This window comes from Candidatus Accumulibacter phosphatis (genome assembly GCF_012939955.1).
GTDB classification, from domain to species: Bacteria; Pseudomonadota; Gammaproteobacteria; order Burkholderiales; family Rhodocyclaceae; genus Accumulibacter; species Accumulibacter delftensis.
Genome location: NZ_SPMY01000013.1, coordinates 37,852 through 51,136, shown reverse-complemented (window position 1 = coordinate 51,136; position 13,285 = coordinate 37,852). Strand labels below are relative to the sequence as shown.

Below are 13,285 nucleotides of genomic sequence, written 5' to 3'. Positions count from 1 at the left end.
GCTCGGGCGGGGGCGGCAGTCGGGCGCCTTGGCTGCATAAACTATTGCGGCGGTAGCTTTGTTTGGTCTATGGCAGGGTTTCGATTGCGCCGTGTGACGCTTCACCGGCCACTGGCCGTCAGTCTCGGGTAGACTTGCGCCTTTCGGGCGCCATTCAGCGGGTGCCTGCCGACCGCTTTTCCACCTTCGGATTGACACGCAAGGCCATGGCTCAATACGTATTCACGATGAACCGCGTGGGCAAGATCGTCCCGCCCAAACGCCAGATCATCAAAGACATCTCGCTCTCCTTCTTCCCCGGCGCCAAGATCGGCCTCCTGGGTCTCAACGGCTCGGGCAAATCGACGGTTCTGCGCATCATGGCCGGCCTCGACCACGACATCATCGGCGAAGCGACGCCGATGCCCAACCTCAAGATCGGCTATCTGGCCCAGGAGCCCGAACTCGACCCGGAAGCGACGGTCCGCCAGGAAGTCGAATCCGGCCTGGGCGAAGTTTTCCAGGCGCAAGCGAAGCTGGAAGAGGTCTACACCGCGTACGGCGAAGCCGATGCCGATTTCGACAAGCTGGCCGAGGAACAGGCCCGCCTGGAGGCGATCCTGGCCACTGCCGGCTCAGACGTCGGCAGCCAGCTCGAACTGGCCGCCGACGCACTGCGCCTGCCACCCTGGGACGCGCAGATCGGCAAACTCTCCGGCGGCGAAAAAACGCCGCGTCGCGCTGTGCAAGCTGCTGCTCTCGCAGCCGGACATGCTGCTCCTCGACGAGCCGACCAACCACCTCGATGCGGAATCGGTGGAGTGGCTCGAACAGTTCCTGGTGCGCTTCCCGGGCACGGTGGTCGCCGTCACCCATGACCGCTACTTCCTCGACAACGCCGCCGAGTGGATTCTCGAACTCGACCGCGGCCAGGGCATCCCCTGGAAAGGCAACTACTCGAGCTGGCTGGAGCAGAAGGAAGCACGCCTGGAAACCGAGGCCAAGCAGGAAGCAGGCCGCATCCGGACCATGAAACAGGAACTGGAATGGGTACGGCAAAGCCCAAAAGCACGCCAGGCCAAGAGCAAGGCACGGCTGTCGCGCTTTGACGAACTGAGCAGCGTCGAATACCAGCAGCGCAACGAAACGCAGGAGATTTTCATCCCGGTCGGCGAGCGCCTGGGCAACCAGGTAATCGAGTTCAAGGAGGTCAGCAAGTCCTTTGGCGACCGCCTGCTGATCGACAAGCTCAGCTTCAGCGTCCCGCCCGGTGCCATCGTCGGCATCATCGGCCCCAACGGGGCCGGCAAATCCACCCTCTTCCGGATGCTGATCGGCGCCGAAACCCCTGATTCCGGCGAAGTCGAAATTGGCAGCACGGTCAAACTCGCCTATGTCGACCAGAGCCGTGATTGCCTGGACGGTGAGAAGACCGTTTTCGAGGAGATCTCGGGGGGCGCCGACGTGCTCACCGTCGGCAAGTACGAAACATCGGCGCGGGCCTACATCAGCCGCTTCAATTTCAAGGGTTCCGATCAGCAAAAACGGGTCGGCCAGCTCTCCGGCGGTGAACGGGGTCGCCTGCACATGGCCAAGACGCTGATCGCTGGCGGCAACGTCCTGCTGCTCGACGAGCCGTCGAATGACCTGGACGTCGAAACGCTGCGCGCCCTCGAAGACGCCTTGCTCGAATTCGCCGGCAGCGTGCTGGTCATTTCACACGACCGCTGGTTTCTTGACCGCATCTGCACGCACATCCTGGCCTGCGAAGGCGAATCGCAATGGTCCTTCTTCAACGGCAACTACCACGAGTATGAGGAAGAGAAAATCCGCCGCCTTGGCGCGGAGGCCGCCAAGCCGAAGCGGATTCGCTACAAGCCGATCACGCGCTAGCTGGCAGCTGCGGGCAGCAGGCGCTACCCGCGGCTAAGCGCTGCTAGCCGAGACCCTTGAGGAAGTCGCCACGTTCGCGTTCCGAGTCGATATGTTCGGCGAGCTTTCGGTACAGTTCCCCGAGGTCGCCGGAATCGTTGGCCGCCCGCTTGATGAGCACCTTGGCGAGCGGCCCGACGTACTGCGCGAGGCGCTTCTCGGCGGTGGCAAGCATCACCGGGTCGAAGACGACCCCGGCCGTCTGGGCTGCTGTGGTGTCGGCAGGACTCGTGCTTGTCGTGGGCGACTTGGCGGCTACGGGCGGGATTGACGCAGACGGTGCCTTCTCCAGCCGCTCGATGCGTCTGAGGAATTCAAAGCGCTCGCTACCCTCGGGAATATTGTCCGCCAGCTCGGTATTGAATTCCTCGACGCTCCTGGCGTGCGCGGCACTCTTGCGCACCAGGTGCTTGGCCAGCGGGCCGATAGACTTGACCAGCGACGACTCGATCTCGGCCAGAGTTTCCGGAGGCAGCGTCATCTGCGGCGCCGTCGGCGCGCTGTCAACGGCAAGGCTGCGCGCGGGTTTCTCCGCCACTTGCCCGGCTGCGCTCCCCGGCCGGCTCTTCAGGAAAGCGCTCACCAGGGCGCCAGCGAAGTCGCGCGCGCTCTGGTAGCGCTCGTCCGGCTTTTTCGCCAGTGCGCGGGCGACGAGCGCATCGAAGGCGGGCGGCAGCGAAGCGACGATCGACGACGGCGCCGCGGGGTCGGCGTGGAGGACCTTGTGCATCACCGTAACCGGCGTTTCAGCGACAAATGGCCCGTGTCCGGTAAGCAGCTCGTAGAGGATCACCCCGGCCGCCCAGAGGTCGCAGCGACCATCGGTGGGCAGACCGAGCAGCTGCTCGGGAGCAATATGCGTCGGCGTCCCGACCACCGAGCCAACCCGGGTAAGCGAGGAGCTCTCGACCCTGGCGACGCCGAAGTCCATGACCTTGATTTTCATGCCGCTGAGCACCATCAGGTTGCCGGGCTTGATATCGCGGTGCACGACGCCGCTTTTGTGCGAATAGTCGAGCGCGGCGAGTAGTTGCTTCATCACCTCGAAGACGTCGATCAACTCGAAGCGCCCGCGCTCGCGCATCAGCTTGCGCAGCTCCTTCCCCTGCACGTACTCCATGACGATGAACGCCATCTTCTCGTCCTCGCCAAACTCGTAGACGCCGACGATTCCCGGGTGATGCAGCTTGCCGCCGGCTTGCGCCTCGCGTTTGAAGCGCATCACCGCCGAATCCACTTCGACGTTCGCCAGGTACTCGGCAAGAATCGTCTTGATCGCTACCGGGCGCTCGATGACCGGGTCAAAACCTTCGTAAACCGTGCCCATCGCGCCCTTGCCGAGCTCGCGACGAATTTCGTACTTGCCGATGCGTTCCGGGATAGTCATGGCCTGGCCACTCCGCGTTCAGGATTCGATCAGTTTGATCGCTTTTTGCAGACTGCGGCGCATGCGGTTGAACGAGTTGGCCAGCACGCCGATTTCATCACCACCCTGCGCCGGGAACTCGGGGACGTCGAAGTCCCCCGTCGACACCTTGTCGGCTGCCGCCGAGAGCGTCGAAATCGGCTGGATGATCAATAGCGAGAGCATCAGGTTGAGGACCACGAAAGTGGCCAGGAAGACGCTCCCCAGCGAAATCATGAAGGTCGCGAAGGTGCGCCGAGCATTGGCCAGCGGCAGCGACATGGGTACCGAGACGACCTGTGCGCCAATGGTTTCCATATGTTTCCAGCCGAAGCCGTTGCTGTCGCCGTAGATCTTGATCATCGACGCGGGCGCCGCCGCGGGAACGCTGTGGCAGGCTAGACACGCCGGGTCCGTGATGGTGATTGGCCGCGCGATGTAGAGCATGCGGCCGGTTGGCGTGTCACGCTCGCCGACCAACTCGGTGACGCTCCCATCGCCACGGAATTTCTGGACAATGTCGCTCTCCCAATCGACCGCGCGGTCGCGCGGGTTGGTGGGATTGAGCGTGGCCTCCTTGTAGCTGAAATCCGGGTACTTGCTATGCAGCTTGTTGAAGACCTCGGTGGCCGCGTAGGCCGGTACCGTCTGCGGCAGGAAAGTCGTCTCCAGCTGCGCTGTCAGCAGCGGTTTCACCTGCGCCACGGTGTAGCTGCGCACCGACAGCGCCGACTCCATCATCAGGCCAGCGCTGCGCAATGTTTCCTGCTTGGCGTTCTCGTCCAGCAGTCGGTGCGATACGTAAGCCGATACCGCCATGCCGGCGCCGAAGACCAGCAACAGCACCAGATTGAATTTCAGTCGCAGACCCATGATCGCTTCCCCTTGTACAAATGAGCAAAGGAAAATCAGCGCGCACTGCGAGTCGGGGCAGCTCTGTCTGTCGGTCTCGGGCGCGCAGATGCGCATTTTTCGTGCCACGGCGGACTGCGGTCCGCCGTGGCTGCAAGGTACAAGCTAGCGGGGGGGAAAGGCAAGGAGAATCGTTCCGCCCGGTGAAGCCTGCGCCTTCCTGTGCTCGAACGGTCTCACTTGCAGCGCGCTTCCCCCACTCCGCATTGCGCTCTTATTCGAGGTCGCGCAGACGCTGTACGGCCTCTTCAACCCGCCGCACGGCGATCACTTCGATGCCGGCCAGGGGCTGTCTGGGGGCGTTGGCTTCGGGAATCACGGCGCGTGTAAAGCCGAGCTTGGCCGCTTCGCGAAGGCGTTCCTGGCCACGTGGCGCCGGACGTATCTCACCCGCCAGACCAACTTCACCAAACACAATAAGTTTCTCTGGTAATGCCTTGTTTTTAAGTGAAGAGACGATCGCCAACAAGACTGCCAGGTCCGCAGCCGGCTCGGCGATCTTGACGCCGCCGACCGCATTCACGAAAACGTCCTGATCGAAACAGACGATACCGGCGTGGCGGTGCAGCACGGCCAGCAGCATCGCCAGGCGCTGCGCATCGAGACCCACCGTCAGTCGCCGTGGATTGCCGTGCGCCTGGTCAACCAGCGCCTGGATCTCGACCAGCAGCGGCCGGCTACCTTCCTGGGTAACCAGCACGCAGGAACCGGGAACCTCGCTGCCGTGCGGCGACAGGAAAATCGCCGACGGGTTGCTGACACCTTTCAGCCCACGGTCGGTCATGGCAAAGACGCCGATCTCGTTGACCGCGCCGTAGCGATTCTTGACGGCGCGAATCAAGCGGAAGCTGGAATGCGTATCACCCTCGAAATAGAGCACCGTGTCGACGATGTGCTCGAGGACCCGCGGCCCGGCCAGAGCGCCCTCCTTGGTCACGTGCCCAACGAGGATCACCGTGATCCCGGTCTGCTTGGCCAAACGGGTAAGTTGCGCAGCGCATTCGCGCACCTGGGCGACCGATCCCGGCGCCGAATTGAGCTGCTCCGACCACAGCGTCTGGATCGAATCGATCACCGCCACCTGCGGCCGTTCGCTTTGCAGCGTGGCGAGGATTTTTTCAAGATTGATCTCGGCGAGCAGGCGCAAGTCGCCGGTCTCCAGCGCCAGCCGCCGCGCACGCATGGCAATCTGCTGGCCCGATTCTTCGCCACTGACGTAGAGCACATTGCGCGCCGGAGCCAAGGCCGCAAGCGCCTGCAGCAACAGCGTGCTCTTGCCGATTCCGGGATCGCCGCCGATCAGCACCACCCCGCCGGCAACCAGTCCGCCACCCAAAGCACGATCAAACTCGCTGATGCCGGTCGGCAGGCGATCTTCCTCGCGCGCTTCGATGGCCGAGAGGGTTTGTAGTCCTGCCGTGCCGCCAAGCGCCGCGAAGCGCCGCTGCTGGCCAGCAGCGACAGCTTCGGCAAGGGTCTCGACGAGCGTATTCCAGACGCCGCAGCCCGGACACTGGCCTTGCCACTTGGCGGCGCTGGCACCGCATTCGGTACACGAAAAAACCGTCTTCCGGGCACCCCCCCCCTACCCTGGCCACGCTCAAACTTCGACGACCGGCACACGCCGGGCCAGAGCACAGAACAGCTCGTAGCTGATGGTCCCGGCGGCACTGGCAACCTCGTCGGCTGGCAAGCCCTCGCCCCAAAGGACGACCGGACTATTCCACCCCGGCGTCGGGCAACTCGGTGAGGTCGCAAGCGAGCATGTCCATCGACACCCGCCCCAGGGTCTGCGTGCGCCGGCCGGCGACGATGATCGGCGTGCCGCCCGGGGCGTGCCGCGGGTAGCCGTCGGCGTAGCCGCAGGCGACGATACCGACTCGCGTCGGCCCTGGCGCGACAAAGCTGCCACCGTAACCGACGCGTTCGCCAATGCCGATTTCCTGCACCGCCAGGATGCGGCTGTGCAACGTCATTACCGGTTGCAAGCCAAAGCTCGCAGCGTCCTCATCGGCGAACGGACTGCCACCGTAGAGCATGATCCCCGGCCGTGCCCAGTCGTGCGCGGTCTGCGGGTAGCGCAGGATGGCCGCCGAGTTGGCCAGCGAGACCGGAAAATTCGCAGCTGCCGGCCAGTCCGCGGTCATCGCCAGGAAACGCTCCAGCTGCCAGGCGATGCAGCGCTCGTCAGCGACGCCGTCCGCTTCAGCAAAGTGGGTCATCAGAGTCAGCGGGCCGAGTGCCGGCGCAGCCTCGAGTTCGCGCCGCACGGCCGGCAACTGGGCCGCCGTGATCCCCAGGCGATTCATACCGCTGTTGAGCTTCAGATAGATCGGCAGGTGCATGCTCGGCGTCGCCCGTGTCGCCTGCCGCAGCATCTGTAGTTGCTCGAGGCGGTGCACAACGACACTCAAGTCGTGGGCCGCGCAAACACTCAGATCGGCGGCCTCGAAAAAGCCTTCGAGCAGGAGAATCGGCTGCCGAATGCCGGCCTGGCGCAGGGCGATGGCCTCGTCGAGATCAAGCAGCGCGAAACCGTCAGCGACGTCGCCGAGTGCAGCAGCAGCGCGCAGCAGGCCATGCCCGTAGGCGTTGGCCTTGACCACCGCCCAGGCTTTCGCCTCGCGGTGCTGACGAGACGCGTATTGTCTGGCAACAAGATAATTGTGACGCAACGCCGGGAGGTCGATGCGCGCCTCGATCGGGCGCGGCATCAGGCAGGCAGCTCTTTGAGCTTGTTGCGGGCAAACTCGACGAAGCTCAAAACCACCTGCGAGCGGAAGCGCTCCTTCGGATAGACCAAGGACAGGCTGCGGGTCAGGCGCGGCCGCAAGGGAATGGCGACCAGCGTCCCCAGCTGCCGCTCCTTTTCGAAACTTGCCCGCGAGACAATCGAGAAGCCCAGCCCGGTCGCCATCACCCCCTTCAGGGCTTCCGGACTCGACAGCTCCATGACCGTCTTGAGCTCTTCGGGCTCGACGCCGCAGGCGCGCAGGTAGCCGTCGGTCACTTCGCGCGTGCTCGAACCCGGCTCACGAGCGACGAAGTCGTGCGCCAGCAGGCTGCGCGCCTCGACTTCGCGGCAGCTGGCCAGGGGGTGGCTGGGGGTACACACGATTTGCAGTTCGTCGTCGCCACAGCTTTCGCATTGCAGGCTCGGCAGGCTCACCGGCGACTCAATCAGGCCGATATCGAGCGTATGCGTAGCGATGGCGTTGCTGATCACGTCCGAATTACCAACCGTCAGCCGGACGCGCACCTGTGGATAACGCACATTGAATTCGCCGAGGATCGGCGGCAGCATGAACTCGGCAATCGTCGTACTGGCTCCGACAAGCAAGCTGCCGCTCATTTGCCCGGTCATTTCGGCGACACGAATATCCAGTTCTGCAGACAGTCCGAGGATGCGCTCGGCGTAGTCGAGCACCAGATCGCCCGCCGCAGTCAGCGAGATGCGCCCGCCACCGCGATCGAAGAGGCGGGTGTTGAAGCGCTCTTCGAGCTGCTTGATCTGAAAGGTCACGGCTGGCTGGGTCATGTGCAACGCCTCGCCCGCCTTGGTAAAAGACAGCCGCTTGGCCACAGCGTGAAAAACCTGCAGGCGACGATCCGCCATAAGTCCTCTCCCCCCTCACGGGTTATTTTTTGTATTCAAACACAAAACCGAGGCGCCGGCCAGAGCGAGCGGGCTCGCCCTGGTACGACGCGCGCCCTCGCTGCCGAGCGCCGCGCTAACAAGTCACGGTCTTTCATGGTATAAGCCCAGCATATCAAGAACAGCCCTTCCAGAACGCTCAATGCCCTTCGGTTTCTACATCATCATGGCCGCGCAGTTTTTTTTCCGCGCTGGCCGACAATGTCCTGCTCATTGTAGCCATCTCGCTGCTGCGCGACATGCAGGCGCCGAGCGAATATGAGCCGCTGCTGAAGACTTTTTTTTACGGTCTCTTACGTGCTCCTCGCCGCCTTCGTCGGCGCTTTTGCCGACTCGATGCCGAAGTGGCGGGTGATGTTCATCAGCAATGCCATCAAGATCGTCGGCTGCGCGATGATGTACTGGCAGGTGCACCCCCTGCTGGCCTATGCGGTGGTGGGTCTCGGTGCGGCCGCATACTCGCCGGCCAAGTACGGCATCCTGACCGAATACCTGCCGCACCGTCTGCTGGTCGTCGCCAACGGCTGGATCGAAGGATTGACCGTCGGCGCCATCATTCTCGGCGTCGTCATCGGCGGCCTGTTGATCCGACCGGACATCGCCGAGGCCCTACTGAGCCTGGATTTTCCGCTGCTCAACGCCGGCGTCGATACGGTTGGCGAAATGGCGATCTGTTTTGTTGCCGTTTTCTACGTCCTCGCCTCGCTCTTCAACCTCTACATCCCCGATACCGGCGTCGACCACCGCGTGCTGCACAAAAACCCCTTGTACCTGCTGCGCGAATTCAACCATTGCCTGCTCCTGCTCTGGCGAGACCGCCTCGGCCAGATCTCGCTGGCCGTCACCACTCTCTTCTGGGGTGCCGGCGCCACCCTCCAGTTCATCGTCATCAAGTGGTCGGAAAGCGCCCTGCAACTCGACCTCTCGAAGTCGAGCATGCTGCAGGGGGTGGTTGCGGTCGGGGTCGCGCTCGGCGCCGTCGGCGCCGCACGAATGATCACCTTGCGCAAAGCGGTGCGGGTAATTCCGCTGGGCATTGCCATGGGCATCATCGTCATGGTGATGAACTTCGTGCACCACACCTGGCTGGCGGTACCGCTGCTGATCCTGATCGGCGCCCTCTCCGGCTTCTTCGTGGTGCCAATGAACGCCCTGCTGCAGCACCGTGGCCACATCCTGATGGGAGCCGGCCACTCGATCGCGGTACAGAACTTCAACGAGAACCTGTCGATCCTGGCGATGACCGGGATCTACTACGTAATGATTCGCTCGGAGATGTCGATCTACCTGGTGATCACGCTTTTTGGCCTCTTCCTCAGCACCTCAATGTTCCTCGTCAAAGTCCGTCACCAGGCCAACCAACGGCAGCATGATGATGTGATTCACCTCGACGATAGCGCGCACTGAATTAATTGACGCGCCGGGCCGCAGCAGCACAGCCACCCTTCGCTGCCCAGACCACTTCTTACCGCCCCCGGCCCTTCTCCCGCAGAGGGAGAAGGGAGGTTCGTGAGTCGCGTGCGCGACTTACACAGAAAGCCACTCTACTTCACGCGTTGAGCTTCTTTACGCCGGCAACGAAGCGCGTCAGTGTTGCCGACAGGACACCGCGCGGAATGCTCAACTCGATCAGCTGAAAGCGACCACGCGTCGCCACCGCCTTGTCAAGCGCGGCTTTCAATGCGGCGCGGCTGCCCACCCGCTGCCCGTCACCGCCAAGTCCGGCCGCCATTTCGGCAAACCCCCAGTGCCCGAGGTCGTTGAACCGGGACTCCGGCTGGAAAGTGCGCAGCATTTCCCAACTGGCGTTGTTGAACAGCAGCACGATCGGATCCCAACCATAGCGCTGGCAGTTGCCGAGTTCCCAGCCGGTCATCTGGAAAGCCCCGTCACCGACCAGGATCAGCGGCCGTTGCCCGGTTGCCGCCTGCAAGCCCAGTCCGGCCGGTACCCCGAAGCCCATCGTCGCGTAGTAGCCCGGCGCGACCAGCGCCGTGTGTTCGATGTCCATGGCGGTGAACAGGCAGTCACCGATGTCCGAGGCAATCGGCAACTTGCCGTGCTCGGCCATGAGATCATTGACCGCGGCGGCGATATCGGTCGGCGTCAACGGCGCCTGATCGGCAAGCATCTTGCACGGGAAGCTGTGCGCCGCTAGCGAATAGCTGCGCGACGCGGCAGGAACCCTGTCGAGCAGACGATCGACCAGCGCCGTAAGGGGAATCTGCGCATAGCTATGGTAGCCGATGGTCACCTGCTCATCGAGCGCCTGGATCGTCTTGCGCAGATCGATCTTGCTCGCCGAAACACCAAAGTTGGTGTCGCAGACGATCACCCCGAGCAGGAACAGGCCATCCGAGGTCTCAACCAGTTCGGTCACCTCGGGCAGGCCGGCAACCCCCATGTAGGTACCGAGCAGTGGCGCATCGGCGTCCGCCAGGAGGCCGCGCCCCATGAAACTGGTGACCACCGGGAGTTCCAGACGGCGTGCCAGTTCGGCGACGCGCGCCTCGAGCCCAAAGCGGCGCACCTCGACGCCAACCATCAAGGCCGGCCTGCTCGCGCGCTGCAGGCGCGCGCGAATTTCCTCGACGCAGGCATCGAGCGCCTCGTCGTCGACCGCCGCAGCGGGCATCGCCACTACCGACGCACAGGCCTGAGCGACCATGTCCCGCGGCAGTTCGATGTATACCGGCCGCGAGTAGCGCCGACAATTGGCGAGCACGCGCGCGATGTCACTCGGCGCCCGCTCGGCATCGTCGAGTCGTACCTGGTCGCAAGTGATTTCCCGGAAGATCTGGAACTGCGAGTCGAGCGTCTTGGCCTGATGGTGCAAGAGCAGCCCGGCCCTCGACTCGTTCTTGCCGGGCCCACCGGAGAGGACCACTAGCGGCGACTTTTCCGCGTACGCTGCCGCCACCGGGTTGACCATGTTCAGCGCGCCAGCGCCGTAGGTCACCGCCGCGACGCCAAGCCCACCGAGGATGCGCGCCGCAGCATCGGCCGCGAAGCCAACGCCGGGTTCGTGCGACAGGGTGTACAGTGGCAAGATCTGCGACTCCTCGATGATCTTGAAGAAGGGCAGCGCGAAATCGCCAGGGATGCCGAAGATCTGGCGGGCGCCGTGCGCCTTGAGAGCCAGCAGCAGGGATTCGGTGAGGTTCATGAGCAGGTCTCCGATGTCGTCACAAGATAATACTGATGACCGCAACAGCACGCATGAAGTGTTGGATATTTTTCCGGACATCCTTATAATGCGCACACTTCATGCATAGATTGGGCAATTCATGTCAAAGATCACCATCGACCGCTACGATCTTGCACTTCTCGACGCACTACAGAGGAAAGGCAACGCCACCAACGCAACTCTCGGCGAGCAGATCAAGCTGTCCGCGTCGCAGATCAGCCGTCGCATCCAGCGGCTCGAAGAAGACGGCATCATCGCCGGCTACGTCGCTTTGCTCGCCCCCGCTGCACTCGGCCTTGGCGTCACTGCCTTTGCGCAGGTGATCCTCGAGAGCCATGGCGACAGCGCCAGCGAAACCTTTGAAAGCGCAGTAGCGGCAATGCCGGAAGTCATCGATTGCTACTCGATCAGTGGCGACGCCGACTACATGCTGCGTATCCTCGTTCCAGATCTGGCTTCGTTTTCCGAACTGATGATGAAAAGCCTGCTCTGCCTGCCCGGTGTCGCGCGCATCAAGACCAGCATCGCCCTGCAAAATGTCAAACAGACGCACGTCCTGCCGCTCGGTCACCTGACACAGCCCAGCAAGCCCCGCCAGCGCGTCCGCTACGCCGACGCCGAGAACTAAGGCGATTTCTGTCAAAGAACATACCATCTTGCTTGTCTTTTCGCCCGTCTTCTGTGTTGCGACAACAGTTACATAGTTCGACTATGTGCCTGTTGTCGCGCCTTGAAGCCGACCGAAAATCCGGCGCAATCTGGTACGTTCTTTTCCGGCAATCGCCTAAGACGATTGCCGGAAAGGGACGGACTGTTCTTTTACAGAAATCGCCTAAAGCAGCAGCGGCGCATTGGGCAGCTCGTTGGCGTTGTCGCCCGGCGCCGGGAAGTGCTCACGCAAGGCTTCGGTAATCGTTGTCAGCGCCAGCAGCACACCGTTCTCGAAATCCCCGGCGCGGAAGGCGTCTTCCATCTGCCGGCAGACCGCATCCCAGAACGGCCGACCGACGCGGCGATCGATGCCCCGGTCAGCGACGACCTCGACCCGCCGGTCGATCAGTTGCAAATAGACCAGTACGCCGCTGTTGTGCTCCGTATCCCACACACGCAGCTGCGAAAACAGATCGATCGCCCGCAGCCGCGGCGTCTGCCCGCGCCAGAGGTCGGGCAGCGAGAGATTGCCTTCAACCACCAGCCGCAATTCGCCAAGATGCACTGACTCGGAAGTCGCGATCACGCTTTCGAGCCGTTGCAACAGGGGTCGCGAAAACACGCGCCGGACCCACCAGTCGGGCAGGATCGTGTGGCGCAGCAGTCTTGTCAATTCCATCACCAGCCCCCCGAAGCGCCGCCGCCACCAAAACCCCCACCACCGCCTGAAAAGCCACCGCCGCCCCTGCCACTCCCGCCCCCTCGCCGACCACCCCACGACACGCCGCCCGGAATTCCCCCCCCGAGCGCCGGCGATACCGACCAGCAGCGAAACGAAGAAGGCGACGACGGCGATGATCGCCGCGACCAGCAGCGACGAGAGCAAGAAGGAGGCAATCACGCCAGCGGCGGCAGCAACCATCCCGGCCGCCAGAAAACGCCCGAAAATGGCGCGCAGCATAGCGCCAACGACAAACACCAGGATAAAGCCGGCAAAGAGCAGGGTCTCGAAACGGTCGCCGCTGTCGGACTTGGACGCGCGCGCGACGGGAGCCGGCAAGGGCTCGCCGGCGACGACCTTGAGCATCGCCTCGATGCCGGCATCAACGCCGCCGTAAAAATCCCCCTGCTTGAAGCGCGGCGTGATGAGCTCGCTGATGATGCGTTTCGCAGTCGCGTCATTGAGCGCGCCCTCGAGGCCGTAGCCCACTTCGATACGCAGGCGTCGGTCCTCCTTGGCGATCAGCAACAAGGCGCCGTCGTCGATTCCCTGGCGACCCAGTTTCCAGGCCTCGGCGACGCGCAGCGCGTACTGCTCGATGGCCTCGGGTTTGACCGAGGCGACGATCAGGACTGCGATCTGCGCCCCTTTCTGACGATCGAGCGCTGCCAGCTTGCCGTCGAGCGCGGCCCTTTGCTCGCCGGTCAGCGTGCCGGTCAGGTCGGTGACCGGCGCCGCCAGCACCGGTATCGCCTGCTCTGCGCCAGCGGCAAAAGCGGCGCCAAACAGCAAGAACAGGCTCAGCAGCCAGCCTGGCAGGCAGGAGGCAGGTAGACGGGACAT

At 63.3% G+C, this 13,285-nt stretch carries 6 protein-coding genes and 4 pseudogenes; 3 read left to right on the top strand and 7 right to left on the bottom strand.

Translation table 11 applies throughout. The features are described from left to right. Positions 1-206 precede the first annotated feature (206 nt). Positions 207-1,872: pseudogene (gene ettA, locus E4Q23_RS04905) on the top strand (energy-dependent translational throttle protein EttA). Positions 1,873-1,915: 43 nt separating this feature from the next. Here the strand turns inward: ettA and E4Q23_RS04900 are convergent. The 5 genes and pseudogenes from E4Q23_RS04900 to E4Q23_RS04880 all read right to left on the bottom strand — a co-directional run bounded on the left by E4Q23_RS04900 (position 1,916) and on the right by E4Q23_RS04880 (position 7,844). Then, positions 1,916-3,298, bottom strand: coding sequence for a serine/threonine-protein kinase (locus E4Q23_RS04900; protein WP_169065594.1), 1,383 nt, complete (start codon positions 3,296-3,298; stop codon positions 1,916-1,918). Positions 3,299-3,316: 18 nt separating this feature from the next. Continuing rightward, positions 3,317-4,189 carry a Tll0287-like domain-containing protein gene (locus E4Q23_RS04895; RefSeq protein ID WP_169065593.1) on the bottom strand — a complete coding sequence of 291 codons (873 nt, stop codon included), beginning with the start codon at positions 4,187-4,189 and terminating at the stop codon, positions 3,317-3,319. Between the two features lie 253 nt (positions 4,190-4,442). Further along, a pseudogene (radA, locus tag E4Q23_RS04890) lies at positions 4,443-5,798 on the bottom strand (DNA repair protein RadA); the annotation flags it as partial. A gap of 30 nt (positions 5,799-5,828) precedes the next feature. Continuing rightward, positions 5,829-6,942, bottom strand: a pseudogene (gene alr, locus E4Q23_RS04885) (alanine racemase). After that, positions 6,942-7,844: a LysR family transcriptional regulator gene (locus tag E4Q23_RS04880; RefSeq protein WP_169065592.1), complete on the bottom strand. Its 903-nt coding sequence runs from the start codon at positions 7,842-7,844 to the stop codon at positions 6,942-6,944. Before E4Q23_RS04880 ends, alr begins: the two are co-directional and overlap by 1 nt. 181 nt (positions 7,845-8,025) lie before the next feature. Between E4Q23_RS04880 and lplT the strand changes: the two are divergent. Beyond that, a pseudogene (gene lplT / locus E4Q23_RS04875) lies at positions 8,026-9,290 on the top strand (lysophospholipid transporter LplT). 142 nt (positions 9,291-9,432) lie between these two features. Here the strand turns inward: lplT and ipdC are convergent. Beyond that, the gene (gene ipdC, locus E4Q23_RS04870; RefSeq protein ID WP_169065591.1) at positions 9,433-11,049 is read right to left on the bottom strand and encodes an indolepyruvate/phenylpyruvate decarboxylase; all 1,617 of its coding nucleotides are present in this window, start codon (positions 11,047-11,049) and stop codon (positions 9,433-9,435) included. 121 nt (positions 11,050-11,170) lie between these two features. Here ipdC and E4Q23_RS04865 point away from each other — a divergent pair, with 121 nt between their 5' ends. Then, a complete protein-coding gene (locus E4Q23_RS04865; RefSeq protein ID WP_169065590.1) occupies positions 11,171-11,698 on the top strand; it encodes an Lrp/AsnC family transcriptional regulator in 528 nt (175 codons plus the stop codon). Between the two features lie 204 nt (positions 11,699-11,902). Here the strand turns inward: E4Q23_RS04865 and E4Q23_RS23580 are convergent, their stop codons facing one another. Beyond that, positions 11,903-13,285, bottom strand: a complete 1,383-nt coding sequence (locus tag E4Q23_RS23580) for a TPM domain-containing protein (protein ID WP_248595251.1) — start codon at positions 13,283-13,285, stop codon at positions 11,903-11,905.

Bases quoted from the DNA above. Each gene is read 5' to 3' on its own strand.
- E4Q23_RS04900 (WP_169065594.1), bottom strand. From the start codon at position 3,298: ATGACTATCCCGGAACGCATCGGCAAGTACGAAATTCGTCGCGAGCTC.
- E4Q23_RS04880 (WP_169065592.1), bottom strand. From the start codon at position 7,844: ATGGCGGATCGTCGCCTGCAGGTTTTTCACGCTGTGGCCAAGCGGCTG.
- E4Q23_RS23580 (WP_248595251.1), bottom strand. From the start codon at position 13,285: ATGTCCCGTCTACCTGCCTCCTGCCTGCCAGGCTGGCTGCTGAGCCTG.
- ipdC (WP_169065591.1), bottom strand. From the start codon at position 11,049: ATGAACCTCACCGAATCCCTGCTGCTGGCTCTCAAGGCGCACGGCGCC.
- E4Q23_RS04865 (WP_169065590.1), top strand. From the start codon at position 11,171: ATGTCAAAGATCACCATCGACCGCTACGATCTTGCACTTCTCGACGCA.
- E4Q23_RS04895 (WP_169065593.1), bottom strand. From the start codon at position 4,189: ATGGGTCTGCGACTGAAATTCAATCTGGTGCTGTTGCTGGTCTTCGGC.